Origin of the sequence: Pseudomonas lini (genome assembly GCF_964063345.1) — a bacterium.
In the GTDB taxonomy this organism is placed as follows: Bacteria; Pseudomonadota; Gammaproteobacteria; order Pseudomonadales; family Pseudomonadaceae; genus Aquipseudomonas; species Aquipseudomonas lini_B.
The window spans coordinates 906,618-932,870 of record NZ_OZ061318.1 but is presented as its reverse complement, the minus strand read 5'-3'; the positions used below and the strand labels follow the sequence as shown (position 1 = coordinate 932,870).

Here is a 26,253-nt window from a genome sequence, read left to right as displayed (position 1 = left end):
CGCCTCATTCTTCCACGCGAACTTCACGGAACATGCCCATTTCCATGTGGTACAGGAGATGGCAGTGGTAGGCCCAGCGGCCGAGCGCGTCGGCGGTGACCCGATAGCTGCGCTTTGATCCCGGCGGCATGTCGATGGTGTGTTTGCGCACCATGAACTGGCCGTTCTCGTCTTCGAGGTCGCTCCACATTCCGTGCAAATGGATGGGGTGAGTCATCATCGTGTCGTTGACCAGCACCACCCGGATTCGCTCGCCGTACTTGAGTCGCAGCGGTTCGGCATCGGAGAACTTCACGCCGTTGAACGACCAGGCGAATTTCTCCATGTGGCCGGTCAGGTGCAACTCGATTGTGCGGCCGGGCTCGCGGCCGTCCGGGTCTTCGAAGGTGCTGCGCAGGTCTGAATAGGTCAGTACGCGGCGACCGTTGTCGCGCAGACCCAGGCCCGGGTCGTCGAGTTTCGGCGAGGTGGTCATGGCTTGCATGTCCACCAGCGGGTTGTCTTTTTCCGTGTCTGGATGGGATTGCATACCGGCCATGCCACCCATGGCCATGCTGCTGTGATCCATCCCGGCCATGTTGTCCATGCCCTGCATGTCACCGCCGTCCATGCCCGTCATGCCTGGCATGGCGCTGTGATCCATCCCCGCCATTTCACCGCCCATGCTGCCGTGATCCATCCCGCCCATGCCCATGTCATCCATGCTCACCAGCGGCCGCGGATCCAGCGATGGCACCGGCGCCGACAACCCGGCCTTCGCCGCGAGGGTGCCTCGCGCATAACCCGTTCGATCCATCGACTGCGCGAACAGCGTGTAGGCGTCCTGGGTCGGCTCGACGATCACATCGAACGTCTCCGCCACCGCGATGCGGAATTCGTCGACGCTTACCGGTTTGACGTGTTGGCCATCCGCCGCGACCACGGTCATTTTCAGGCCGGGAATGCGCACGTCGAAGTAGGTCATCGACGAGCCGTTGATGAAACGCAGTCGCAGCTTTTCGCCGGGGCGGAATACGCCAGTCCAATTCATGTTCGGCGCCAGGCCGTTCATCAAGTAGGTGTAAGTGGCGCCGCTGACGTCCGCCAGATCGGTGGGGTTCATCTTCATCTCGGCCCACATCTTGCGATCGGCAACTGTCGAGCCCCAGCCGTTCTCGCTGACGTCGTGGATGAAGTCGCCCACGGTGCGCTTGTGGTCGTTGTAGTAGTCCGACTGCTTCTTGAGTTTGCTCATCAGGCCGACCGCATCTTCGTCGGTCCAGTCGGTCAGCATCACCACGTAATCGCGGTCGTACTGGAACGGCTCCGGTTCCCTGGCGTCGATCACCAATGGCCCGTAAACCCCGGACTGTTCCTGAAAGCCGGAATGGCTGTGATACCAGTAAGTGCCGTTCTGCCGGACCTTGAACTGGTAGACGTACGTCCCGTCCGGTTCGATGCCGTGAAAGCTCAGGCCCGGCACGCCGTCCATGTTGGCGGGCAGCAAGATGCCGTGCCAGTGAATCGAGGTGCTGTCCTTGAGTTTGTTTTTCACTCGCAGCGTGACGGTGTCGCCTTCGCGCCAGCGCAGCAGAGGGCCGGGAATGCCGCCGTTGATGGTCATCGCGGTTCGAGGGTTGCCGGTGATGTTGACCGGAGTTTCGACGATGAACAGGTCGAAGTCGGTACCGGCCAGCACGTTCGGTTCGCCGGGGCTGGTGACCGCCCAGACAGGCGTGCGCCACAGCCCGAGGCCAGCGAGAACCCCGCCGGCGGCGAGGCCCTTCACGAAAGTGCGTCTTGAGGTGTTGGAATGCATGCCGTTGTTCCCGTCCATCAGCCTGATGAAGTCCTCAAGTCCATCCTGAGCGGAGGGAAGAGCACTTAATGAGGTGGAGGCTAACGGGCGGCGCCTTTCAGCAGACTGAGGCCGAGATTACATTTCTGACAGTTTCACGCTGTGTTCAATGATTTCCGGTCGGCCTGGCCGAGTCCGCCACGGTGGCATTACCGCAATTGATATACGAAGAAGACTTCAACCAGCGCTGATCCGGATAGTAAGAAAACAACAACTGGCCATCCTTCATCGAGTCGATCAGTTGATGTGCAATCGCAGGCCTTACAGCCGGACAGCCCAAGCTTCTACCGATGCGGCCATTCGCCCGTGCCAGGTCGGGACTGACATAAGGCGCACCATGAATGACGATCGCCCGATCGAGAGCGTTGTCGTTGAAACCCGGCTCCAGACCTTCCATGCGCAACGAATAACCGTTGTGCCCGACATAGCTGGATTGGGTGCGATACAAGCCGAGGCTGGTGGCGTAGCTGGCATTCTGGTTGGAGAATTGACGGGCCATGTTTTCGCCGCTGTTGCGACCGTGGGCGACCAGTTCGTGGAACAACAATTTGCGTTGTTTAAGGTCGAACACCCAAAGACGCTGCGCGGTCGAGGGCAGGGAATAATCGATCACTGCTAGTCTTTGAGCCGGAGCCGCACTTTTGGTCCGGCTGCATTGGGAAGCGCGTACGGCCAGGGCAATTACCTTGGCGTTGGCATTGGGGGCCGCTTTGATGAGCGCGGCTTCAAGCGAATCGGCGTAGGCTGCCGGTAAGGTAAACGCGGTCAGTAACAGGGCCGTTATTAAAAAGCCGAAGCGGTCTGGGGCCATACGCAAGTCTCATCTGATTGTTTCGAGTCTAGCAGCGCGCACGACGCTAGCCGGTTGAAAACGGGAGATTAAGGATTATCCATGGGGCAGTTAACAAGGTTATTCGTCATAAGCCGCATATTTTTTATGGGCTTTCTGATAAGCGGCATGGCAATTGCGGAAACTTCGCCGATTGAGCCGCCATCTCCCGTTAGCGTGGTCGCTGGTGCCGCGCCTGGCGATTATGTTGGTCAGGCGATTCAGGCGGCGCTGGCGCCATTGAGTTCGGCATTTCCCCCATTGCTCACCTCGCCGCGTCATCAACGGGTCGACGTCAATCGAGCGGTGATGGACTTTTACAGCCATCGTGGCTATCGCGCCGCCTGGACGGACGATGACGATGTCGTCCAGTTATTGAAAAGCCTGAGCGACACCGAGGTCGATGGCCTGGCCCCTGAGGATTTTCATATTGCTGAACTGGTCACGGCCAGAAACTCGATGCAGACAACTGCGCCAACCCCCGGGCAACAGGCGGCTTTTGATATCTCGGCGACCCAGACGTTCATCACGGCGCTGCTGCAGTTGCGGCGCGGTAAGGTCGACCCTTCGCGGCTGGACATCCATTGGAATTTCGACCCGGTCGGCATCGACCCTCGGGAGGACGTCAACCTTTTCTTCGCCGCCCTCGACAGCCATGACGTCGGGCGCGCGTTCGCCCAAGCGCCGCCACAAGAAGCGATTTATGACACGTTGCGTCAGGGCCTGGCGCAACTGCGCAGGGTTCGCGACAGTGGTGGCTGGCCAAAAGTCCCGGGAGGGCAGACCCTCAGGCCCGGCATGGACGACGCCTCGGTTGCGCAATTGCGAGCCCGTTTAGTGGCGGGTGGTTATCTCACCGCGAAAATGAACGCGCGCTCCGACTACGACGACTCCGTCATGGCGGCGGTGAAGAAGTATCAGGCCGAGCAATACCTCGGGGCGGATGGTGTGGCGGGGCCGGCGACACTCGCGGCGCTGAATGTGCCGGTCGAGGCGCGAATCGATCAGGTCCGCGTGAACATGGAGCGGGCGCGCTGGCTGCTGTACAAACTTCAGGGCACCTTTGTCATCGTCGACATCGCCGGGTACAAGGTTTCGTTCTATCGTGATGGCAAGCTGATATGGCGCTCCCGGGTGCAGGTGGGTAAACCGTATCGCAGCACACCGATTTTTCAATCCGCGATTACCTACGTCACGTTCAACCCGACCTGGACCGTGCCGCCGACCATTCTGGTCAAGGATATGCTGCCGAAGATTCGCAACAATCCTGGCTACCTCGATGCAAACCGGATTCGCGTGATCGATCGGGAAGGCAACGTGCTCGACCCGTTGACCGTGGATTGGGACAACCCGCGCGGCCTTACGCTACGTCAGGATGCAGGGTCGGATAACTCGCTGGGGCAGGTGGTCATTCGCTTTCCCAATGACTATGCGATTTACCTGCACGACACACCGCATCGTGAGTTGTTTGCGCAATCGAATCGCGCGACCAGTTCTGGCTGTATTCGGGTAGAAAACCCGCTGCAATTGGTGGAGCTGTTGTTCAACGACCCGGTTCGCTGGGGCAGCGAAGGGATTCAAAAGCAGCTGGCCAACGGCAAGACCGAGAACATCAGGCTCCCCGTGAAAGTGCCGGTGCTGTTGGCCTACTGGACGGTGGACCTGAGCCTTGATGGGCGAGTGACGTTCAAGCCCGATGTGTATGGATACGATAACCCGGTGTTACGGGCGCTGAATCTGCCTTCGGAACGGCCAACGCTGGACGGGAGGCGAGCGGCGCCTCCCTCAATGGCGGTGGGGCAGAACAAGTTGTAAAGCTTAAAGCCCCAACCCTTCCTGCACCGCCAGGAGCAGGTTGTGTTCCGTCAGTGCGATCGCATCCGGTTGTTGTCCGGACTGTTCGATCGCCTGAAGCCACCAATGCGTCGCGCCATGTTCGTCCACGGTTCGCAACAGGGCGAGTTCCTTGCCTGTCGAGTGAATCTCGATCCGCCCGGCACCGTCGGCGGTGAAGCGAGCGACAGGGTCGAAGGTGATGCTGTGGTGGTTGCCTTCGATCAGCAGTTGGTCGATGGCGTAATCGTAACTCGCCTCGTCCGGAGCCCTCTCGAACACGTGAGTGGAATTGCGTCGTAGCTTCAGGCCCACTTCGATCAGTGGCTGCAACCAGGCTTCGATCTGGTGATACAGCTCATAGACCTGGGCGGGCCAGCTGTCGATGGCCTGATCGGCGATGGTCGCGTCGGCGCTGGTTTGCCGGGATTGTTTCAGCTTCTCGGCGAGCTCGTCTGCTTTACTCATTTCGATTTCCTGTCGTGATGTCAGTTAATCGTAGCTCTTTCAAGGTCATGCGGTTTTGCCTTGTGTCATGGGATTAGTGCCGGGCGGGAGATATCCGGGTTAATGCCAATCAGTCAGGACTTGAGCACCGCAGCCACAGTTTGTGAACCATTGATCCCCCGACCCCTGCGTTTATTCCTCTCAACCCCGTAGACTAAGCTCACAAAAAACAAGGGCTTTGGGCCTCTGCCCATGCCTTGCCCTTTCAGGACTCACTTTTGCCTATCCCCATTCCCGATCCGCACCACGCGCTCGATGGTGCCTTGAAGCGGCTGCCCCTGCTCAAAGCTGCGGTGCTGTTCATTGCTGCGGTGTGTTTCTGCCTCTGTGGTCTGCTTTACCTGCAACTGGAGCAGTCGCGTCGGCACGACCTGGCGTTGGCCGAGGTGTCTTCGTCGAACCTGACCCGGGCCATGGCGCAGCAGGCCGAAGACACCTTCATGAAAGCCGATCTGGTGCTGACCAGTCTGGTGGACTGGATTCAGGCTGAGGGTTTCGACGCTGCGCAGACGCCACGCTTGCAGAAAACCTTCGCGCGGCGGGTGCAGACGCTGCATCAATTGCACGGGATATTTCTGTTCGACAAGCGCGGGCAATGGGCCGTGACGTCGTTCGAAAATCTACCCCGTGGCCCAGGTGTGGCGGACCGCGAATATTTCCGGTTTCACCAGCAGAACATATCGTCCCAGGCACACATCGGCCCGGCGATTCGCAGTCGGGAAAATGGCGAGTGGATCATTCCAGTGTCCAGGCGGGTGAACGACCAGAGCGGTAATTTCCAGGGCGTATTGTTGGTCGGAATCAAGATGTCGTACTTCGATCAGTTCTTCAAAAGCTTCAGCATCGATGACAAAGGTGCAATGTTCTTGGCGTTGACCGACGGAACGCTGCTGGCGCGACGGCCGTTTGTGGAATCGCAGATCGGCACGTCCCTGGCCCAGGGTGCGATTTTTCAAAAGCACTTGCCCGGTGCGACTTCCGGCAACGCCATGATTGATTCGGTGGTGGATGGCATCGTCCGGTTGTATGGCTACCGTCAGCTCGATGCCTATCCGCTGGTGGTCGCGGCGGCATCCTCCAAAGACGCGATCCTCAAGGACTGGTACAACACGGCGATCCAATCCAGTGTGATCGTCGCTCTGGTCGTCCTCGGCGTGGGCTTGTTCGGTTGGGTATTCGTTCACCAGGTGCGCGCGGGCGAGCGCATTGAGGCGGATTTGCGCGAGGCGCAGAAAACCCTGGAATTGATCGCCACCCACGACAGCCTGACCGGGTTGGCCAACCGTCGATTGTTCGAGCGGGCGCTGGAGATCGAGTTCGGGCGCGGTGCCCGGCGGTCGAGTCCGCTGAGCCTGATCATGCTCGATATCGATTTTTTCAAACGCTATAACGACACCTACGGCCATGTGGCCGGAGACCATTGCCTGGCCGAGGTATCGCGGGCGCTAAAGAGTTGCTGCCATCGCCAGGCCGACCTGGCGGTGCGCTACGGCGGCGAAGAGTTCGCGGTGTTGCTGCCGGATACCGACATCCATGGTGCGCTGACGATCGCAGAGCAAATCCGTCGCAGTGTCATCGACAAAAACATCATCCATAGCGGTTCGCCCTCAGGCTATGTGACGATCAGCCTCGGCTGTTATTCATTTGTACCGACGGGGTACGACAGCACCGAGGTGTTGATCAAACGTGCAGATGCTGCGCTGTATCAGGCCAAAAACTCGGGGCGAAATCGCTCGGCGGTGTTGTCCATGGAAGGGGGCGTCGAGGCGCTGATGCGCTCGGATCGATGAGCTTTGCAGTCATTGATTGGCAATGGCGATGTTATCGGTTCTTCAAGTGTGGCAATGACTTACGTTATTCAGGGGCGGTGACCGAGCATGGCTGCTATGGTCAGTGGAGAGCCTGGCTGTCATGACGACAGACCAGACCCCGCCGGTCTCACCCGATAAGGCGATCGATTGACAGGATCAAGTGCATGGATTTGACTGCCGTTACCACCGCTGCACCAGCGCGTCATACACCGATTACCCGCAACCTGATGCTCGTCATCGGCCTGCTATTTATGGTTGGGGTGCTGATCGCGCTGATGGCTCTGTTCAGCATTGCCGCACGGCTCGATGCCGAAGACCTGAGTAAAACCACGTTCTACACGCAACGCGCACTTGAGAACCGCATCACTGCCTCGAAAAACTACATCGCCAGCTACGCCAACTGGACGACCGCCTACGACCACCTGAACGATAAGGTCGATGTGCAGTGGGCCTACGTCGATCAGAATGTGGGTAAAACCCTGTTCACCATCGATCACTATGACGGGGTTTTCGTGATCGATGGTCAGCGATCCAAATACGCCACGGTGCGCGGGCTGCTGGTTCAGGATCAGGCGACAACCTATCTGTCGACCTCGATGGCGCCGCTTATAGACGAGGTTCAAAGTCAGGAAAGCCTCATCGAGCCCGTCAGCCGTTACACCTTGTTCGAAGGCAAACCGGCGCTGTTGACGGCGGCCGCGATCGTACCCAATGACGAACGCCCGGCGGTCGATCCCAAGAGCACCTCGGTGTTGATATATGTCGACCAGTTGACCCCTGAAAAGCTCAAAACCCTGGGTGCCGATTACGGGTTGAATGATTTGAGCCTGACGGCCGACGACGCCATGGTTCCCGGTCAGCCAGCCGTCGCCCTGACCGGCACGGGTTACAGTTTGGTCTCCCGGCTTGAGCGGCCGGGGCATGAGCTGCTTTGGTCGCTGCTGCCGCCACTGGGCGGAGCGCTGTTGATTCTGGCGTTGTTGACGGCTTACTTCTTTCGATATGTCCTGCGCACGTCCGGGCATGTGGATGCCAGTTACACCAGCCTCGACTTGTCGAATCAGGCGCTGGAGGCCAGCGAAGAACGTTTTCGTGCGGTGGCCGAAGCCGCGTCCGACTGGATCTGGGAAATCGATGACCAGCACTGCATCACCTATCTGTCGGGGCGCTTCAGCACCGTTACCGGATTCTCCGATCAGCAATGGCTGGGGCAGAACATCGGCCAATTGCTCAACTGCGATACCACGCCCTTGTCGCTGTGGCTGAACAAACTCGATGAGGAGCAAGCCGTCAGCCACTTGCGCTGCTCTTACCGCGATCAGTCGGGGCAACAACGGGTGTGCCGGGTGTCGGCGCGACCGATCCAGAGCAAGGGCGCGGTGCTGGGTTTTCGCGGGACGGCCACCGACATCACCGATGAGGTCGCCGCCCATGCGCAGATCCAGCATCTGTCGATGCACGACGCACTGACTGGTTTGCCGAACCGCAACAAACTGGCGCGCTACCTCGAAGACGCGCTGGCACTGAAAGAGCAATCGGCAGCGCTGACGTTGTTGATGATCGACCTGGATAACTTCAAGCCGATCAACGATTCCCTCGGCCATCCGGCCGGCGATGCGGTATTGCTGGAAGTGGCGATCCGTTTGCACGAATGCACGCGGGACATCGATCTGGTTGCACGATTGGGTGGCGACGAGTTCGTGCTGGTGCTCCACGGCATGGACAGCCACGCGGAAATCGACCGGTTTTGCGAGCGCTTGCTCGACAGCCTGCATCAACCGATCCATTACGATCACCACACGCTGCACATCGGTGCGAGCATCGGCGTCGCCCTGAGTCGGCGCCAGGGGCATCTTCCGGAGGAGCTGATTCGCTGTGCCGATATTGCGTTGTATCAGGCCAAGTCCAATGGCAAGAAGACCTGGTGCTACTTTGCGGCGCATATGAACGATCAGATCCAACATCGCCGACAACTGGAGAGCGACCTGCGTCAGGCGATCAAGAACAACGAATTCGTGATGCATTACCAGCCGCGTTATCACGTCGATGGCAAGCAGATCGTCTCGGTCGAAGCGCTGCTGCGCTGGCAGCATCCGGTGCAAGGCTTGTTAAACCCCGACGCGTTTATTCCATTGGCCGAGCAGACCGATCTGATCGTGCCATTAGGGCGCTGGGTGTTGCGCGAGGCGTGCGAGACGGCCCTGACCTGGCCCGGTGCGATGATGGTGTCGGTCAACTTGTCGCCGGTGCAGTTTGCCCGTAGCGATGTGATCGAGGATGTCCGGGAGGCGTTGATCCAGAGCCGATTGCCCGCCAGTCGACTGGAACTGGAGATCACTGAAAACGTGATGCTCATCGACGTCGATGGCGCCTTGGCGACCATGAATGCGCTCAAGGAGTTGGGCGTACGACTGAACATGGACGACTTCGGCACCGGTTATTCTTCGCTGGGTTACCTGCGCACGTATCCGTTCGACGGGATCAAGATCGACAAGCGCTTCATTGCGTCCATGAGCAGCGGCAGCAATGACCGCGCCGTGGTGCAGGCGATCATAAATCTGGGCAAGGCCATGGGCCTGACCGTCACCGCAGAGGGCGTCGAGACGCTGGAGCAACTGGACTTCCTGATCTCGGACCAGTGCCATGAAGTGCAGGGTTTCTACCTCAGTCGGCCGGTGGACAAGTTTGCTCTGCTGCCGTTGCTCAAGGCATCAAGGGATGATTTTCCGCCGCAGGGCACGCACCTTTAGTCGCTTGTTTCGTGCGCCACGGCAACTGCCGTGACGCACCTCGGTCACAACTGGATACCGCCCAATCCGTTGCGAGCGTCGGATCATGAAGAACCTGAAAATCGCCACCTTCAACGTCAATGGCATGCGCGCCCGCTTGCCGAATCTACTGGCTTGGCTTGCGCGGGAGCAGCCAGACATCGCCTGTTTGCAGGAACTCAAATCGGTCGATGGCGCGTTCCCCGTCGCCGAACTGGAGGCGGCCGGGTATGGCGCCGTCTGGCACGGCCAGGTGTCGTGGAACGGGGTGGCGATTCTGGCGCGTGATGCGCAGCCACTGGAGAGTCGGCGCGGTTTGCCGGGTGATGACAGCGATACCCATAGCCGCTACGTGGAAGCTGCCGTGCACGGGGTTCTAGTGGGTTGTCTGTATCTGCCCAATGGCAATCCACAGCCGGGGCCGAAATTCGATTACAAACTGGCGTGGTTCGAGCGGCTGATCTCGCACGCCAAGGATCTGCAGAGCAGCGACCATCCGGTAGTGCTGGCCGGCGACTACAACGTGGTGCCCACTGATCTGGACATCTACAACCCGCGCTCCTGGCTCAAGGACGCGCTGCTGCAACCCGAGAGTCGCGCCTGTTATCAGCGGTTGCTGGACCAGGGCTGGACCGATGCCCTGCGTCATCTGTATCCAGAGGAGCGGATCTACACCTTCTGGGATTATTTCCGGCAGCACTGGCAGAAAAACTCGGGGTTGCGCATCGATCATCTGCTGCTCAACCCGGCACTGAGTCCTTACCTGCAAGAGGCCGGTGTCGACGCCTGGGTTCGCAACGAACCTCATGCCAGCGATCATGCGCCGACATGGATTCGATTGGGTTCGCGCAAGCGTCGATAACCTTGGCGTGTGCGGCGATTGGCTAAATCAATTGTCAGTCCGACCGTGTTTTCCCTTATACATGGCGCCCATCGGCGGAGCGATCCGCGGACCTCTGCATAAAGGATTGAGCGATGAGCGAAACACGACTGACGAATCTTGCGCTGTACCTGCAACGGCTGGGCTTCGACGCCCCCCCGGCGCCGTCCCTGGAAACCCTGCGCAAATTGCAGTTGCGCCACACAGGTGCTTTCCCCTTCGAAAACCTCACCACACTATTGGGGCAACCGGTACTCATCGATCTACCGTCCATCGAGCAGAAAGTTTTGCGCGAAGGTCGTGGCGGTTACTGCTACGAACTCAACAACCTGTTCCTGGTCTTGCTTCAGGCACTGGGCTTCGACGCTCGTGGCATCACCGGTCGCGTGGTCATGGGCCAGCCCGAAGGCGCATGGACCGCCCGCACTCACCGCTTGAGCCTGGTAACCCTGGATGGCGTGCGCTACATCACCGACGTCGGCTTCGGCGGCATGGTGCCCACCGCACCGCTGATGCTGGATACCGAAGCCGAGCAGTTCACCCCCCACGAATCCTATCGCATCGAACCGCACGCCGACGGCTATACCCTGCGCGCCAACGTCGGCGGTGAATGGAGGGCGATGTACATCTTCGATTTGCAACGTCAGGAAGACATCGATTACACCCTCGGCAACTGGTACGTCTCGACCCATCCTGAATCTTCCTTTGTGAAACAATTGATGGTGGCGCGGACGGGGGAGGGATGGCGACGCACATTGCTTAACGGCAGCTTTACCATTCATCGCATGGGCAGTGAGAGCGAACGGCGGGAGGTGGCAGAGGTGGACGAGTTGATCGGGTTACTGGAAAGCGAATTCGGGATTCGAGTGCCGGAGCAGGAAGTGTTGAAACAGGTGCTTGAGCGCTTGATTAAGCCTGTGTAGCAGGCAAATTGAGCGACACGTAAAGGGGCGGATTTGATCAATTCGCCCCTTTTTCTTTTGGTCGGTTTTTTGTTCAGGAGCGAACTTCAAGCTCCATCACGTGATGGATTTCATTGAGGGCTTCTAACAATTTTTTCTCCAGGCTTTTCAGCTCCGAGGCGGTGATGCCTTTTTTGAGATGCCCGACACTTGCAACAGCCGTGTTCTGATCGGGCTTCATCGTTTTGCCCTTATCACTGAGCAATGCCTGGCGCAGGGTATTGTTGATCACCGTCTGGTAGCCATACCCCTCGCTTTCTGCCGACGCACGCGCGGCCTCTATGACGACATCATCGAGCATGATGGTGATTCGGGTCTTGCCTTTGCTGGAGGCGACCGCTCCACGTTTGGCGTTGCTGAAGTCGTATTCATCTTTCATCGGTCAAGCCTCCATATAGTGGCGACGCTCGTTTTTAGTGGCGATGCGCGCTGAAATGATTCGCACGAAATTCGGGTCGCGGTAGGTGTATGCAACGACCAGCAGTCGACCTTTGGCATCCAGCCCGATGATGATCCATCGCGGCTCATCATGGTGGTTGTCCTGAAGCATCAGAGCTCGTTCGTCATAAAACACGGGTTCTGTATCTGCGAGGCTGACGCCTTGATGCTTTAGTTTGTTGGCCGCGTTCTTTGCCTTGTGGTACTGAATTTCGAATGACTTCATTATGCATACTTTATATGTATAAGCGAGGGGCGGCCGTGCCGGCGGTCGCTTGGAAAGCAAAAGATTAGCGGTGGGGAGGGAAAGGGGAGGAAGGATGTATTTCAAGAGTTTTTTAGGCTGGCTAAAGGGCAGTGTGAATATCTGTCCATAATCTGACTGGTTAGTTGTATACAACTCTATAGACATTTGTCCTGACTATTGAATACAGTGTGCGCACAACAAAAACCAGGGAACTCCCCAACCATGAAAACGCCCCATGTTTCACAACAACGGCCTGAGGATGAGAATCTCGGGATCGGCGCGAATATGGCTTACGGCCTGCAACACGTTCTGACCATGTATGGCGGTATCGTCGCGGTGCCTTTGATCATCGGCCAAGCGGCCGGTCTCTCGCCGGCGGACATCGGTTTGTTGATTGCTGCTTCATTGTTTGCAGGGGGGCTGGCGACACTGCTGCAAACCCTGGGTTTGCCGTTTTTCGGTTGTCAGTTGCCGCTGGTACAGGGCGTGTCGTTCTCCGGCGTTGCGACCATGGTGGCGATTGTCAGCAGTGGTGGGGAGGGCGGGTTTCAGTCGATTCTCGGGGCGGTGATTGCCGCGTCGCTGATCGGTTTGCTGATCACGCCGGTGTTCTCGCGAATCACCAAGTTCTTTCCGCCGCTGGTGACGGGCATTGTGATCACTACTATCGGCCTGACGCTGATGCCGGTAGCCGCGCGCTGGGCCATGGGCGGCAACAGCCATGCCCCGGACTTCGGCAGCATGGCGAACATTGGCCTGGCGGCAGTAACGCTGGTGCTGGTACTGCTGCTGAGCAAGATCGGCAGTGCGACCATCTCCCGTTTGTCGATCCTCTTGGCCATGGTCATCGGCACAGTCATCGCTGTGTTCCTCGGCATGGCGGATTTCTCGTCCGTCACCCAAGGCCCGATGTTCGGCTTCCCGACACCATTCCATTTCGGCATGCCGACGTTCCACTTCGCCGCGATTCTGTCGATGTGTATTGTGATCATGGTGACCCTGGTGGAAACCTCGGCCGACATTCTGGCCGTCGGTGAAATCATCGGCACCAAAGTCGACTCCAAACGCTTGGGCAACGGCCTGCGCGCCGACATGCTGTCGAGCATGATCGCGCCGATCTTCGGCTCTTTCACCCAGAGCGCCTTCGCCCAGAACGTCGGGCTGGTGGCGGTGACGGGGATCAAGAGCCGTTTCGTGGTGGCCACCGGTGGTGTGTTCCTGGTGGTGCTCGGATTGCTGCCCTTCATGGGCCGGGTCATCGCCGCCGTCCCGACCTCCGTCCTCGGCGGCGCCGGCATTGTGTTGTTCGGCACTGTGGCGGCGAGCGGCATTCGGACGCTGTCCAAGGTTGACTACCGCAACAACGTCAACCTGATCATCGTCGCTACCTCCATCGGTTTCGGCATGATCCCCATCGCTGCACCGAACTTTTACGATCACTTCCCCAGCTGGTTCGCGACGATCTTCCACTCGGGCATCAGCTCCTCGGCGATCATGGCCATCGTGCTGAACCTGACCTTCAACCACCTCACTGCCGGCAATTCGGATCAACAATCGGTGTTTGCGGCCGGTACCGAGCGGGTCTTGCGTTATCAGGATCTGGCGGCATTGCGGGAAGGGGATTACTTCAGCGAAGGTAAGCTGCGTGATTGCGAGGGAAATGAGATTCCGGTGGTGGAGGTAGAGCATGGGCATACAGAGCTGCGGGCGGTGCATGCGAAAAACAGTGAGCATGTCTGACGGCGGTACCCGGTAAACAGGCAGGTAGATCAAAAGATCGCAGCCTGCGGCAGTTTCTACAGGCATTCGTGTGCGATGCGATCCCCGTAGGAACTGCCGCAGGCTGCGATCTTTTGATTTTGCTAATCGCTTAACTTTCTATAGCCGCTCAGCTTCTCCATCAGCATTCCAGCAGCTTCCAGTTGTTTGCGTTCTTTATCCGAAAGGCAGGCTTGCACCGCGTTGCCGAGCCATTCATCACGCCGATCTCGGCTTGCCTGCAATACCAACCTGCCTTTTTCGGACAGCCCTATCCATGTGCGGCGAAGATCACTGGTGTCTTGAGTGCGCGTAATCAACTCACGAGCGTCCAGGTCGCGCAGCAGAGAGGCCAGGTTCGACGACCGCATGTTTTCTGCTTCTGCAATTTTCGAAGGCGTCGCCGTCCCGTCCATTTGGTCAATTGCACTCAAGACCAACATCTGCGACCACGTTTCAGGGTGATTTTGTGCTTCCTGACGCAGACGTTTGCTTAGTCGAGTCGCTCGTTCACGAAACAACGAAATATCCATACGGCTATACCTATAATAAAATAGCTATGTAATTATAGCTAAATGCGGCCTGCAACGGTATTCACTCTCAGACTCGGCCGGAAAAAATCATGACGGGGATTAAGATGCCTAATGACCAGCCGAGATTCGAGCGGATTCTTCTCACCAATGATGACGGTATTGATGCTCCGGGGCTCAAGGTTTTGGAGCGCATTGCGTCTCAAATGGCACGGGAGGTTTGGGTTGTAGCGCCGTTACTCGATCAAAGCGGGACTTCTCACTCGCTTAGTCTTCACACTCCCTTGCGGCTGAGCTTTCATGGCGCCAGACGCTTTGCAGTCACCGGGACGCCGGGGGATTGTGTGGCAATGGCACTAGGGCACCTGCTCAATCACGACAGTCCTGATCTGATTTTGTCAGGAGTAAATAGAGGCGCGAACTTGGGAGTCGAAACAGTTTTCTCGGGCACGGTTGGGGCAGCCATGACGGGGTTGCTGTTTGGGATTCCATCTATCGCGTTGAGCCAGTCGTTTACCGACAGGAGTGCTGTGCCTTGGGAAAACGCGCTCAATCATGCGCCGCAAGTCATCGCCCAGCTCATGGACATGGACTGGCCGAAGGATGTTTGCTTGAACATCAATTTCCCCAGCTGCGCCTTGGCCGCCGTGCTTCCATTGAAACTGACACGCCAAGGATTCGGGCGTTTGAGCGGTGTATCGGTACGCACAGAAAATGATCCTCGTGGTCTTCAGTATCACTGGCTGAGCCTGGATAGGCACACACAAGCCGATACAGCGGGTACTGAAACGGCCGAGCTTCTTGCTGGGCACATTACCGTGACACCGCTGCAATTTGAGCGGACATATGACAAGGCATTTGTATCGCTTGGGCAACAGAATCGAGACTCGCTCGTGGATTAGCACGGCTTAGTGTCTACTTATTGCGAGCATCTGAGGTCTTACAGTGCCTTTGAGACAATACGAGTATTTGAGTCGTCTCGCTGCCAACCGCCGCCCAATGCTTTGAACGTGGCCACTGCAGCGCGAGCCGATTCAGTTTGTGCCTGGGCTCTACCATCTGATGCCGCTAGGAGATGTTCATCGGCATCCAGTACTTCGATCAGGCTGACCACGCCTTTTTCATAGGCGGCAAACGACGTCGCTCTGGCTTTCGCATACGCCGACTCGCCCTGGGCGAGTTTTGTCGATTGTTGCTCGCGGTTGATCAGCGCCGAAAAAGCGCTTTCGACATCTTCGCAGGCCCGCAGAACAGACTGGCGGTAAGCGGCCAAGGCTTCGGCTTCTTGGCCTTTCGCCAAATCAATTTGAGCGTTGATGCGGCCAAAATCGAACAGCCTCCAGCGTAATCCCAGTGCCGCCGAAGCCTGGCTGGCGCCGTTGCTGAACAGGTTTGCGCTGGAGACCGATGTAGCGCTGCCGAGCAGCGCAGCCACAGACAGTTTGGGGTAGTATTCGGACATGGCTTCGCCGATGCGCGCGCTGGATGCCGCAAGACGGCGCTCGGCAACGATCAAGTCTGGACGCCGACGCAGCAGATCGGCCGGAGCACCCATGTCCGTGAGGCCTGGCACATCAGGGATAGGCGCTGGTTTGGTCAACTGCGCGCTATAAGTGCCCGGTGCCTTGCCCAGCATGACATCCAGCGCGTTCATTGCCGCGTCAAGGCCGGCTTGCAGTACCGGCACGGTTGCCTGCGCTTGATTCAGCGCTCCTTGGGTCTGGTTCAACTGCAGTTCAGCTGCCAGTCCTTTTGCGTAGAGGTGTTCGATGGTGGTGAGCAGTTGTTGTCGCGTGTCTACTTGATGCCGGGCAATTTCCAGGCGTGCTTGAAGGCCTCGGATGCTGATGTAAAGATCGGCTGTCTGCGCGATCACTGCCAAGCGTGTGGCAATCGCTCCGGCTTGCGAGGCCTGATAATCGGCGAAGGCGGCTTCTTTACCTCGGCGCAACCCGCCAAATACATCCAGCTCCCAGCCGGCATTTAGATTCGCTTCATAGGCATTGCCGTAGCGATTATAGGACGGGTCTGAATTCAGCACTTGGCCCAACGGAGTCTCCAATGACTGACGGGCTCGGGCCGCTTGAGCGCTGACGGTAGCCGACGGCAGGAGGGCTGCGTTAGCTGCGCCCAAACCGGCGCGAGCCTGCTCGATCCTTGCGCTTGCCTGGGCTAAATCGAGGTTCTGTTCAAGTGCTCGATTGATCAGCTGACTGAGTATTGGGTCATTAAATGCGTTCCACCAAGCGGCGAGATCGGCGTTTGCGGCGGCCACTTGTCGTGTCCTGGACGTTTGAGCCGAGAAATGCTCGGGCAATTCCACACTGGGTTCTGAGTAGTCGGGGCCCACTGCGCAACCTGCAACCACACCCAAACACAGTAAGACGGCGAAACGAGGAGAAGGGTGCATGCGATACCTGCGAAAGGGGCGATTTGTGACGATATTACAATTTGGTCACAAGTTGTCAACCACCTTTGGGATGAGTAAGCTGCTCGCATGAATCAGCCATCAGTTTCTTCGCCCAGCGCCCGTGGCCCAGCCGATCACGACATTCGAGACCAGATTGTCGCGGCGGCCAACGAACATTTCAGTCAGTACGGTTATGGCAAAACAACGGTTTCTGACCTAGCCAAGGCCATCGGCTTTTCCAAGGCTTACATCTACAAATTCTTTGAATCCAAGCAGGCGATTGGTAACGCTATCTGTACAAATTGCCTGACGGAAATCGTTGCAGCCGTGGAGCAGGCCATCAATGCAGACGGCATCTCGCAGACTGAACGTTTTCGGCGATTGGTCAAAACCCTGATCGCTACAGGTGTGAGCCTGTTCTTTAACGACCGTAAACTCTATGACATCGCGGCGTTCTCCGCATCGGAGCGCTGGCCGAGCTCGCAAGTCTATGACGCTCAGATCAAGAACTTCGTGCTGCAAATCGTGCGTGAGGGGCGAGAACTCGGCGAGTTTGAACGCAAGACACCGCTGGACGAGACGGTTGAGGCGATTCATCTCGCTCTGCGGCCCTTCATCAATCCTCTGCTATTGCAGTACAACCTCGATTTTGTTGAAGAAGCCCCTTCGCTCATCTCCAATCTTGTTCTGCGCAGCCTGATGCCTTAAACCTCTGCTGACGGATGCGCTACGCATCCGTATCAGCGTGTGCGCCTGAAAAAACTGGATATCAAGCTTCTCTGCTTTGCTCTGATGAAGTGGGCGATGTTTATTCGTCTTGACTGTGACCATTGACAGAAATGGTCACTTGAATAAACATGATGCATCCGCTACCGAGAGGTCTTTATGATCCAGCGCCACCGCATGCCACTCATTTTCATTGTCTTGTTGCCGTTTGCCTTAGCGGCCTGCAACGGGGCCACGCCTGCCGATCCTCGCCTTCAAGTGCCCTTGGTGCGCATCGGCGTGGTTCAACCCTCCGCGCCTGCGGCACGGGTATTCACCGGTATCGTCGCGGCTCGAGTTCAGAGCGATCTCGGTTTTCGGGTACCAGGGAAGGTCTTGGAGCGTTTGGTGGATGCTGGACAGAGTGTCAAGCGCGGGCAGCCCCTTATGCGAATCGATGCCAACGACCTGACGCTGACCGCGCGGGCACAGCAGGAAGCGGTACTGGCCGCCATGGCCCGCGCTCGGCAGGCCTCCGATGATGAGCGTCGCTACCGTGATCTGGTGTCCGTCGGAGCGGTATCCGCTTCAGCTTACGCAGGGTTCAAAGCGGCGGCCGACTCGGCGAAAGCTCAGCTAAACGCTGCCCAGGCCCAGGCTGATGTGGCGAAAAACGCGACCGGTTATTCGACGTTACTGGCTGATGCTGACGGAGTGGTAGTGGACACCTTGGCTGAGCCGGGGCAGGTGGTTGGCGCAGGGCAGGTGGTGGTGCGTGTTGCCCACTCAGGGCAACGCGAGGCGGTGATCCAGTTGCCCGAGACGTTACGTCCTGCGCTAGGCTCGGCGGCGACGGTTGAGCTATACGGCCAGCACCAGACTGCAGGTAAAGCGCGTTTACGCCAGTTGTCCGACTCTGCCGACCGACAGACCCGAACGTTTGAAGCGCGTTATGTGCTGGAGGGGGCGCTCTCCAACGCGACTCTGGGTTCGACGATCTCAGTAGTTATCGCTGACACGGATGTTGCTGATGCCAAGGAATTACAGGTGCCCATTGGGGCCCTCTACGACGCCGGTAAAGGCCCGGGAGTCTGGGTGGTTGGCGGGGAACCGGAGCAGGTGGCATGGCGCCCGATCAAGGTTCGCAGCCTGAATAATGAGGCCAGCATGCGCGTGACGGGTGATCTGCAGGTGGGTGATCGTGTTGTCGCATTGGGTGCTCACTTGCTGCGTGAGGGAGAGAAGGTCAGGACTGAGCTCGCCGATGCTCCGCAAAATTCAGTGGTTGAGGTAAGTCGATGAGCGGTTTCAATCTTTCGGCGCTGGCCGTACGCGAGCGCTCAATCACCCTGTTTTTGATCCTGCTGATTTCTGTGGGTGGGTTGTACGCCTTCTTTAAACTGGGGCGTGCGGAAGACCCCGCATTCACCATTAAACAAATGACGGTGGTCACCGCCTGGCCTGGGGCGACGGCCCAGGAGATGCAAGACCAGGTGGTAGAAAAGCTGGAAAAACGCATGCAGGAACTGCGTTGGTACGATAGGAGCGAGACCTTTACCCGGCCCGGCTTGGCATTCACCACGGTTTATCTGCTCGATAGCACGCCACCCTCAGCCGTCCAGGAGGAGTTTTACCAGGCGCGCAAGAAAATCCTGGATGAGCAGAAGGGGTTGCCATCCGGGGTGATCGGCCCGATGGTCAATGATGAGTATTCCGATGTCACCTTCGCGCTCTATGCGCTCAAGGCCAAGGGTGAGCCGCAACGTCTGTTGGTGCGCGAAGCCGAGAGCTTGCGCCAGCGTTTGCTGCATGTGGCGGGTGTGAAGAAGGTCAACATCATCGGCGAACAGGCCGAGCGTATTTTTGTCGAGTTGTCCTACGAGCGTTTGGCGACACTGGGCATTTCTGCACGAGACATATTCAGTGCGTTGAACACGCAAAACATGATAACCCCGGCCGGTTCGGTAGAAGCGAAGGGGCCACAGGTTTTCATCCGCCTGGATGGCGCGTTTGATGACCTGCAGAAGATTCGTAATACCCCACTGACGGTGCAGGGCAGAACCCTCAAGTTGTCCGATGTGGCTGAGGTCAAGCGCGGTTATGAGGATCCCGCGACGTTCCTGGTACGCAACAATGGCGAGCCCGCATTGGTGCTCGGCGTGGTCATGCGCGATGGCTGGAACGGTCTGGACCTGGGGAAGTCGCTGGAGGCTGAGGCGACAGCGATCAACGAGCAGATGCCTTTGGGCATGAGCCTGACCAAGGTCACGGATCAGGCGGTGAATATTGGCGCCTCCGTCAATGAGTTCATGGTGAAGTTTTTTGCTGCCTTGGGCGTGGTGCTGCTGGTGTGTTTTCTCAGCATGGGCTGGCGTGTTGGCGTTGTGGTTGCCGCGGCGGTGCCGCTGACCCTGGCGGCCGTGTTCATTGTCATGGCGGCCACGGGCAAGGACTTCGATCGAATTACCCTGGGCTCGTTGATTCTGGCGCTGGGGCTGCTGGTGGACGATGCAATCATTGCCATTGAGATGATGGTGGTGAAGATGGAGGAGGGCTACGACCGAATCAAGGCCTCCGCTTATGCCTGGAGCCACACGGCCGCGCCGATGTTGTCGGGGACGTTGGTGACGGCGATCGGCTTTATGCCCAACGGTTTTGCCAAGTCGACCGCGGGTGAGTACACCGCGAACATGTTCTGGATCGTTGGCATTGCGCTGATCACTTCCTGGGTGGTGGCCGTGGTGTTTACACCTTACCTGGGCGTCAAACTGCTGCCGCAGATCAAGGTGCCTGAAGGCGGGCATACGGCGATTTACGGTACGCCGAACTACCAGCGTTTCAGGCGCCTGCTGGGCAGTGTTATCCGCCGCAAAGGCCTGGTGGCGACATCCGTCGTTGGCTTGTTTGTTGTTGCGATTCTGGGCATGGGCGTGGTCAACAAGCAGTTCTTTCCAACGTCCGACCGACCTGAGGTGCTGGTTGAGGTGCAGATGCCTTACGGCACCTCTATCGAACAGACTGATGTGGCGGCGGCCAAGGTCGAGGCGTGGTTGGCTCAGCAGCCGGAGGCCAAGATCGTCACCGCTTACATTGGCCAGGGCGCGCCGCGCTTCTACTTGGCGATGGCCCCTGAACTACCCGATCCATCCTTCGCAAAAATCGTCGTCCTGACCGCGAATCAGCAAGAGCGTGAGGCGCTCAAGCTCCGCCTCAGACAAGCCGCGGCCGATGGCTTGGCGCCTGAAGCTCGGGTGCGGGTAACGCAGTTGGTATTTGGTCCTTATTCACCGTATCCGGTGGCCTTCCGGGTGATGGGCGCCGACCCCGCGGTGTTACGAGATATCGCCGCGCAGGTGCGTGCGGTCATGACCGCCAGCCCCCTGATGAGGACCGTCAACACCGACTTGGGCGAGCGCACACCGGCACTTCATCTCACGCTGGATCAGGATCGCCTGCAAGCATTCGGCTTGACCTCGAGCGATGTCGCGCAACAGTTGCAATTCCTGCTCACGGGGGTGCCTGTCACCGAGGTGCGTGAGGACATTCGTGCGGTTCAGGTGGTCGCTCGCTCGGCGGGAGAGACGCGTCTGGATCCGTCGAAAATTGCCGCCTTCACGCTGACCGGCGCCCAAGGGCAGCGCGTGTCGCTGTCCCAGGTAGGGGCGGTAGATGTGCGCATGGAAGAGCCCATCCTGCGACGTCGTGATCGGACGCCGACCATCACCGTGCGCGGTGACGTGGCTGAAGGTCTTCAGCCTCCCGATGTCTCCAACGCCTTGATAACGCAGTTGCAGCCCATCATCGAAAAACTGCCTGCGGGCTACCGCATTGAGTTTGCCGGCGCGATCGAGGAGTCGGGTAAAGCAAACAAGGCATTGCTGCCGTTGTTCCCGATCATGATTGCGCTGATGTTGCTGACCATCATCATTCAGGTGCGCTCGATGTCGGCAATGATGATGGTGTTCGCCACCGCGCCTTTGGGTCTGATTGGTGTGGTGCCAATTCTGCTGCTGTTCCAGCAACCGTTCGGGATCAATGCCTTGGTGGGATTGATTGCCTTGTCAGGGATTCTGATGCGCAACACGCTGATCCTCATCGGCCAGATTCACTCCAATAAGCAAGCCGGCCTGTCGCCTTACAACGCCGTGGTCGAAGCCACCGTGCAGCGCGCGAGGCCCGTGATTCTCACGGCGTTGGCGGCGATGCTAGCGTTCATTCCTCTGACCCATTCGGTGTTCTGGGGAACGCTGGCCTACACCCTGATTGGCGGTACGTTTGCCGGCACCGTGCTGACCCTGGTGTTCCTGCCAGCGATGTACGCCCTCTGGTTCAAGATCAAGCCTGAGCCCGCGCATGAGCTTGCAGCGAACACTCATGTTGCTTGATATCGGTGCAGTTCATTCCCTGGGCTGCGGCACGATCATCTGCATCGCTGTTGCTGGTGACTTTGGTGTTGTCATGCCGTCCCAGGCTCTACCCTTAAAACGGCTGGCATTCACCGGAATCCGACGGAACGCCAAAACGAAAAAACCCGCCATAAGGCGGGTTTTTCGGGGGTTTCAGAGATTTTGAAAGCCTTCTCTGGAACCTTGTCTGGCTCCACGACCTGGACTCGAATGCAAAATTAAGTACCTGTTTTACAATAAATTAATGCTGATTTCTAAAGTCTCTATCCCTACGATTATCCTAATCAAGACAGTATTTTATGCGAGTTCTTTCAGTACCTCATGAGCACGGCAACGGCAACGGCAACGGCAACGGGAGAATGCAGAGCTGAGAAACGGCTGACTGCTTGTGGCCGATTCCAGAGGGTGGTTCATAGGTGCGCAACCTGAGCGCTGTCTTATGAAGAAGTACTAATTTATGATGCCGCATTGATAAATTTGGAAACGGCATCATGAGTACACGTTCCGACCTCCTGACCAGCGCTGAGATTCTGTTGCGTACCAAGGGCTACGCAGCCTTCAGCTATGCCGATCTGGCGGAAGACATCGGTATCAAGAAGGCGAGTATTCACCACCACTTTCCCACCAAAGAAAGTCTGGCGATTGCCATCGTTGAGAGTTATCTGTTCCGGTTCAAGAATCAGCTGGAATGCATCAATGATGAAAATACCGGCATTATTGATCGGCTCAATGCCTTCGCCTTGATGTTCGCACAAAGCAGTAAAAACGCGATGCTTCCGCTCTGCGGCGCTCTGGCGGCGGAATTGCTGGCTTTGCCTGAAAGCCTAAAGGAATTGACGCGGGATTTTTTCGAAATCCATCTCAATTGGCTTCAGGCCAATATCGCACTGGGCCAAGCGGCAGGGGAACTCAAAGCTGAGCTGGACGGCGTGAAGGTTGCCAGGTTCATCTTGAATACGTTGGAAGGTGGCAGCTTTGTATCTTGGGCGCTGAGCGACAATTACGAACAGTCTTCTGGATTTGATTTCATTTTAGATGGACTTCGGGTTACCGAAACACATCACTGAGGTTCGATCAGCTTTATTCTGCGTCATAAATCGACCGATTCTGCCCCCGCTGGCTCGGTCCGTTTTCCCGCCTCGTAAGTGGTTTCAGCCGCTTAGCTCACACTCTCTGAATTCTTTTTGCGCGCACTCAATCTGACGAGCGTACGTCTAGTCTCGCATTTGGGTTGCGGATACCTACCCTTGTCTACACTTTCGGTGTGTGATCAGAAGTACAAGATTAAGTAGAAATTACTGCATTTTTATCGGAGTTATCCCTATTCAGGAAAACTCTGTCGAAGCTGGTTTTTTTTGGCGATTGGTTATAAGGAGAATAATCTATTGATCGACAACCTACTAGTTGGTAGGCTTGTTTCTCTTCCGGGCCAAACGCCCGGTCCATCCGAAGAGGAACGAACACATGAGCAACAACCTGAATGGTATCGATGTCGCCGCACTCCAGCAGTTTGCCCAAGGCGTTGCTGAGGATGCGACCAAGCGCCACGCGAGCTTCAACGTCAAGACTCAGTGGAAAGGCCAGACTCGCTCTGTGGCCAAAGTCAATCGCTACAGTCTGGCCGGTGAAACCTATTCGCGGGATTTCGAAATCGTCGCCGATGAGCCTAATGAATTGCTGGGCCAAAACACTGCGCCTAACCCTCAAGAGCTGCTGATGGCCGCTCTCAACGCCTGCATGTCGGTCGGTTATGCCGCCAACGCCGCGATGATGGGTATCAAGATTCACAGCCTGGAAATCGAAACGGACGGCACCCTCGACCTGCAAGGCTTCCTGGGCCTCGACGAGAGCGTCAACCCAGGTTACGACGAAGTGAGTGTGGTGATTCGACTGCACACCGACGCCTCCCGTGAGCGCGTTGAAGAACTGCACAAAGTGGTGCTCAAAACCTCGGTCAACTACGCCAACTTCTCGAAAGCCATCCGCATGGTGCCAACCCTCGAAGTGCGTGAGGGCTGATTCGCTCGTTTCAAAGACATTCAAACCTTGCGTGCACCAGCAGGCAGCCAGCCGCCTTGGTGCCGACCCTAATTAGTTCTGGATAACCGGAGTCTGCAATGAACGATTTTTTCAAAGGTAAAAAACTGCTAGTTGTCGGTGGCACCAGTGGCATGGGCTTGGAAACGGCCCGCATGGTGCTCAAGGCAGGCGGCAGCGTGGTGCTCACCGGCAGCAAGCAAGACAAGGCCGATGCGGTGCGTAACGAGCTGAGCCCGCTGGGCCCTGTGTCGGTGATCGTCGCCAACCTGATGACTGAAGAAGGCATGAATTTTGTTCGCAAGGAAATCAATGCCAACCATAGCGATATCAGCCTGATGGTGAACTCCGCCGGGATCTTTATTCCCAAGCCGTTCACCGAGCACGATGAGGCCGAGTACGACATGTACCTGTCTCTGAACCGTGCGACCTTCTTCATCACCCAGGCAGTGGTCAAGAACATGCTGGCTGCCAAGCGCGAAGGGGCAATTGTCAATGTTGGCTCCATCGGTGCGCAGGCCGCATTGGCAGGTTCACCGGCCTCTGCCTACTCCATGGCAAAGGCAGGTCTGCATGCGCTGACACGCAACCTGGCAATTGAATTGGCTCACTCGGGTATTCGGGTCAACGCCGTCTCACCAGGGATCGTTCACACCTCGATCTATGAAGGGTTCATGGACAAAGAGGCGATCCCGGAAGCGATGAAATCGCTGAACGATTTCCACCCCCTGGGACGAGTCGGCGTTCCCGAAGACGTCGCCAACACCATCCTGTTCCTGCTGTCGGACAAGACGTCCTGGGTGACCGGCGCAATCTGGGACGTGGATGCTGGAATTATGGCTGTTAGGGCCTGACCACAGTGGCGAGCGCGGCCTGATGAAAGCTCCCATCGCGGGAGCTTTCACGCCTTCACTCAGTACAAGTGAAAGAAGGCTGAATGCTGGCTGCAGGAGTCTTCAATGTCGATCACGACAAAAGCAGCGCTATTGAGAGCCGCGGAAACCCAAATGCGCTCCAAGGGCTATTCCGCGTTCAGTTATGCCGATCTTGCGGCGCAGATCGGGATTAAAAAAGCCAGTATTCACCATCACTTCCCGACCAAGGAAAACCTGGGCGCGGAGCTGATCAAGGACTACATCAAACGCTTCGATGCGACCCTCAGTTCGATCGAAGAAATGCATGTCGATCCGTTGCTGCGGCTTCGTGGTTTTGCCCGGCTTTTCATCATTAGCGCCAACGAGGGGCTGCTGCCCTTGTGTGGTGCCCTGGCGGCAGAAATGGCGGCACTGCCGCTGTCGCTGCAAGGGCTCACTCGGGCGTTCTTTGAAACCCAGCTCGATTGGCTTCAGGCCACCCTCAATGCAGGGGTCCGGCAGCGCAACTGGTCGCTGGACAAACCCGTTGAGACCTACGCGTTCATGCTGCTGAGCAGCCTGGAGGGCGCGAGTCTTATCGATTGGACATTGGGCCGATCAACCGACCCGTTGGCAGGCTTCGATCATTTGCTTGAAACGCTGGTAGCGCGGTCTTGATTTCTTTGAGTACAGGACGAGTCATGCAAACTTCTTCGAAAAAATATGCAGTGGATATCTGGTCTGATTTTGTTTGCCCTTGGTGCTGGATAGCCAAGCGTCGATTCGAGCAGGCGCTCGATAAATTTGCTGAAAAAGACAATGTACAAATCAACGTCAGGGCCTATCGTCTGGCGGCGAATCACGCACCAGAGCCTATGATCGCGGCCCTTAAACGCAAGCTCGGCAATCCTGATTCCGCTGTCGCGATGATGAACACCGTCAGTAAATATGGCCGGGCCGATGGGCTTGATTATCGCTTTGACAGCATGCTGTTTGGCGATACCGCAGATGCCCATGTACTGGTCAAGGCGGTTGCGGACGAAGTCGTTAAAAAACGCTTGGTCGAGGCGCTGTATGAGCAAAGCACCTCCCATGGTCAGTCGCTGTTTGATCGCGGCAGCCTGGAGGCCATAGCCAAGGCCGCAGGTGTTTCGGACGCGTTAATCCAATGGGCGTGGTCATCCGTTGAATTGCGCGAAGAGATGGAGGAAGACGAACATATCGCCGCGCAACTAGGTTCGGGCGTGCCTTTGTTTGTATTCGATAATGCCTTCTCATTGTCCGGTGCTCAGCCTGAGGCTGCTTTTCTTGAAGCGCTGAACAAGATGCAGGAGAAGTCGAAAGTCGAAGATGACGCATTCAGCAGTCAAGTCTGCGGCATAGATGGCTGCAAAATTTGATCAGCAGAAGCGGTGCGGCACTGGGTTGTGCCGCCCTTCAT

Annotated in this window: 22 protein-coding genes; 15 read left to right on the top strand and 7 right to left on the bottom strand. The window is 57.4% G+C overall.

Features of this window, described 5'->3' with window-relative positions; translation table 11 throughout:
• Nucleotides 1-4 precede the first annotated feature (4 nt).
• Nucleotides 5-1,798: a copper resistance system multicopper oxidase gene (locus AB3226_RS04340; RefSeq protein WP_367372155.1), complete on the bottom strand. Its 1,794-nt coding sequence runs from the start codon at nt 1,796-1,798 to the stop codon at nt 5-7.
• 145 nt (nt 1,799-1,943) lie between these two features.
• On the bottom strand, nt 1,944-2,648 hold the full coding sequence (locus AB3226_RS04335) for a murein L,D-transpeptidase catalytic domain family protein (protein ID WP_367372154.1): 705 nt from the start codon (nt 2,646-2,648) through the stop codon (nt 1,944-1,946).
• Nucleotides 2,649-2,729: 81 nt separating this feature from the next.
• Between AB3226_RS04335 and AB3226_RS04330 the strand changes: the two genes are divergently transcribed.
• The gene (locus AB3226_RS04330) at nt 2,730-4,481 is read left to right on the top strand and encodes a murein L,D-transpeptidase (RefSeq protein WP_367372153.1); all 1,752 of its coding nucleotides are present in this window, start codon (nt 2,730-2,732) and stop codon (nt 4,479-4,481) included.
• Nucleotides 4,482-4,484: 3 nt separating this feature from the next.
• Here AB3226_RS04330 and AB3226_RS04325 read toward each other — a convergent pair whose 3' ends face one another.
• Nucleotides 4,485-4,967, bottom strand: coding sequence for a hypothetical protein (locus AB3226_RS04325; RefSeq protein ID WP_367372152.1), 483 nt, complete (start codon nt 4,965-4,967; stop codon nt 4,485-4,487).
• A 257-nt stretch (nt 4,968-5,224) separates the two neighbouring features.
• On the opposite strand from AB3226_RS04325, the gene AB3226_RS04320 reads away from it, so the two are divergent.
• The 4 genes from AB3226_RS04320 (at nt 5,225) to AB3226_RS04305 (ending at nt 11,388) form a co-directional block, all read left to right on the top strand.
• Nucleotides 5,225-6,796 carry a diguanylate cyclase gene (locus tag AB3226_RS04320; RefSeq protein WP_367372151.1) on the top strand — a complete coding sequence of 524 codons (1,572 nt, stop codon included), beginning with the start codon at nt 5,225-5,227 and terminating at the stop codon, nt 6,794-6,796.
• A gap of 185 nt (nt 6,797-6,981) precedes the next feature.
• A complete protein-coding gene (locus AB3226_RS04315; RefSeq protein ID WP_367372150.1) occupies nt 6,982-9,567 on the top strand; it encodes an EAL domain-containing protein in 2,586 nt (861 codons plus the stop codon).
• Between the two features lie 85 nt (nt 9,568-9,652).
• Entirely contained in the window at nt 9,653-10,447 is a 795-nt protein-coding gene (gene xth / locus AB3226_RS04310; protein ID WP_123359950.1) for an exodeoxyribonuclease III, read from the top strand.
• Nucleotides 10,448-10,560: 113 nt separating this feature from the next.
• Entirely contained in the window at nt 10,561-11,388 is an 828-nt protein-coding gene (locus AB3226_RS04305) for an arylamine N-acetyltransferase (RefSeq protein WP_367372149.1), read from the top strand.
• Nucleotides 11,389-11,461: 73 nt separating this feature from the next.
• Here the strand turns inward: AB3226_RS04305 and AB3226_RS04300 are convergent, their stop codons facing one another.
• Together AB3226_RS04300 and AB3226_RS04295 are read right to left on the bottom strand one after the other, a co-directional pair.
• Nucleotides 11,462-11,806, bottom strand: a complete 345-nt coding sequence (locus AB3226_RS04300; protein ID WP_367372148.1) for a BrnA antitoxin family protein — start codon at nt 11,804-11,806, stop codon at nt 11,462-11,464.
• 3 nt (nt 11,807-11,809) lie between these two features.
• Nucleotides 11,810-12,091 (bottom strand): BrnT family toxin, encoded by a 282-nt coding sequence (locus AB3226_RS04295; protein ID WP_367372147.1) that lies wholly within the window; start codon nt 12,089-12,091, stop codon nt 11,810-11,812.
• A gap of 243 nt (nt 12,092-12,334) precedes the next feature.
• Here AB3226_RS04295 and AB3226_RS04290 point away from each other — a divergent pair, with 243 nt between their 5' ends.
• Nucleotides 12,335-13,852 carry a nucleobase:cation symporter-2 family protein gene (locus AB3226_RS04290; RefSeq protein ID WP_367372146.1) on the top strand — a complete coding sequence of 506 codons (1,518 nt, stop codon included), beginning with the start codon at nt 12,335-12,337 and terminating at the stop codon, nt 13,850-13,852.
• A gap of 122 nt (nt 13,853-13,974) precedes the next feature.
• Here AB3226_RS04290 and AB3226_RS04285 read toward each other — a convergent pair whose 3' ends face one another.
• The gene (locus AB3226_RS04285; protein ID WP_367372145.1) at nt 13,975-14,403 is read right to left on the bottom strand and encodes a MarR family winged helix-turn-helix transcriptional regulator; all 429 of its coding nucleotides are present in this window, start codon (nt 14,401-14,403) and stop codon (nt 13,975-13,977) included.
• A gap of 104 nt (nt 14,404-14,507) precedes the next feature.
• Here AB3226_RS04285 and surE point away from each other — a divergent pair, with 104 nt between their 5' ends.
• The gene (surE, locus tag AB3226_RS04280; RefSeq protein WP_367375749.1) at nt 14,508-15,302 is read left to right on the top strand and encodes a 5'/3'-nucleotidase SurE; all 795 of its coding nucleotides are present in this window, start codon (nt 14,508-14,510) and stop codon (nt 15,300-15,302) included.
• A 38-nt stretch (nt 15,303-15,340) separates the two neighbouring features.
• Here surE and AB3226_RS04275 read toward each other — a convergent pair whose 3' ends face one another.
• Nucleotides 15,341-16,810, bottom strand: coding sequence for an efflux transporter outer membrane subunit (locus tag AB3226_RS04275; RefSeq protein ID WP_367372144.1), 1,470 nt, complete (start codon nt 16,808-16,810; stop codon nt 15,341-15,343).
• A gap of 87 nt (nt 16,811-16,897) precedes the next feature.
• On the opposite strand from AB3226_RS04275, the gene AB3226_RS04270 reads away from it, so the two are divergent.
• The 8 genes from AB3226_RS04270 (at nt 16,898) to AB3226_RS04235 (ending at nt 26,212) form a co-directional block, all read left to right on the top strand.
• Nucleotides 16,898-17,518, top strand: a complete 621-nt coding sequence (locus tag AB3226_RS04270) for a TetR/AcrR family transcriptional regulator (protein WP_367372143.1) — start codon at nt 16,898-16,900, stop codon at nt 17,516-17,518.
• Nucleotides 17,519-17,695: 177 nt separating this feature from the next.
• Nucleotides 17,696-18,817, top strand: a complete 1,122-nt coding sequence (locus AB3226_RS04265; RefSeq protein ID WP_367372142.1) for an efflux RND transporter periplasmic adaptor subunit — start codon at nt 17,696-17,698, stop codon at nt 18,815-18,817.
• The gene (locus AB3226_RS04260; RefSeq protein WP_367372141.1) at nt 18,814-21,900 is read left to right on the top strand and encodes an efflux RND transporter permease subunit; all 3,087 of its coding nucleotides are present in this window, start codon (nt 18,814-18,816) and stop codon (nt 21,898-21,900) included. Before AB3226_RS04265 ends, AB3226_RS04260 begins: the two co-directional genes overlap by 4 nt.
• 512 nt (nt 21,901-22,412) lie before the next feature.
• Entirely contained in the window at nt 22,413-22,988 is a 576-nt protein-coding gene (locus AB3226_RS04255) for a TetR/AcrR family transcriptional regulator (RefSeq protein ID WP_071550876.1), read from the top strand.
• A 397-nt stretch (nt 22,989-23,385) separates the two neighbouring features.
• Nucleotides 23,386-23,940 (top strand): OsmC family protein, encoded by a 555-nt coding sequence (locus AB3226_RS04250; protein WP_258696400.1) that lies wholly within the window; start codon nt 23,386-23,388, stop codon nt 23,938-23,940.
• A gap of 98 nt (nt 23,941-24,038) precedes the next feature.
• On the top strand, nt 24,039-24,812 hold the full coding sequence (locus AB3226_RS04245) for an SDR family NAD(P)-dependent oxidoreductase (RefSeq protein ID WP_071550874.1): 774 nt from the start codon (nt 24,039-24,041) through the stop codon (nt 24,810-24,812).
• Between the two features lie 105 nt (nt 24,813-24,917).
• Nucleotides 24,918-25,490 (top strand): TetR/AcrR family transcriptional regulator, encoded by a 573-nt coding sequence (locus tag AB3226_RS04240; protein ID WP_367372140.1) that lies wholly within the window; start codon nt 24,918-24,920, stop codon nt 25,488-25,490.
• A gap of 23 nt (nt 25,491-25,513) precedes the next feature.
• Nucleotides 25,514-26,212 (top strand): DsbA family oxidoreductase, encoded by a 699-nt coding sequence (locus AB3226_RS04235; RefSeq protein WP_367372139.1) that lies wholly within the window; start codon nt 25,514-25,516, stop codon nt 26,210-26,212.
• The last annotated feature ends 41 nt before the right edge of the window (nt 26,213-26,253 follow it).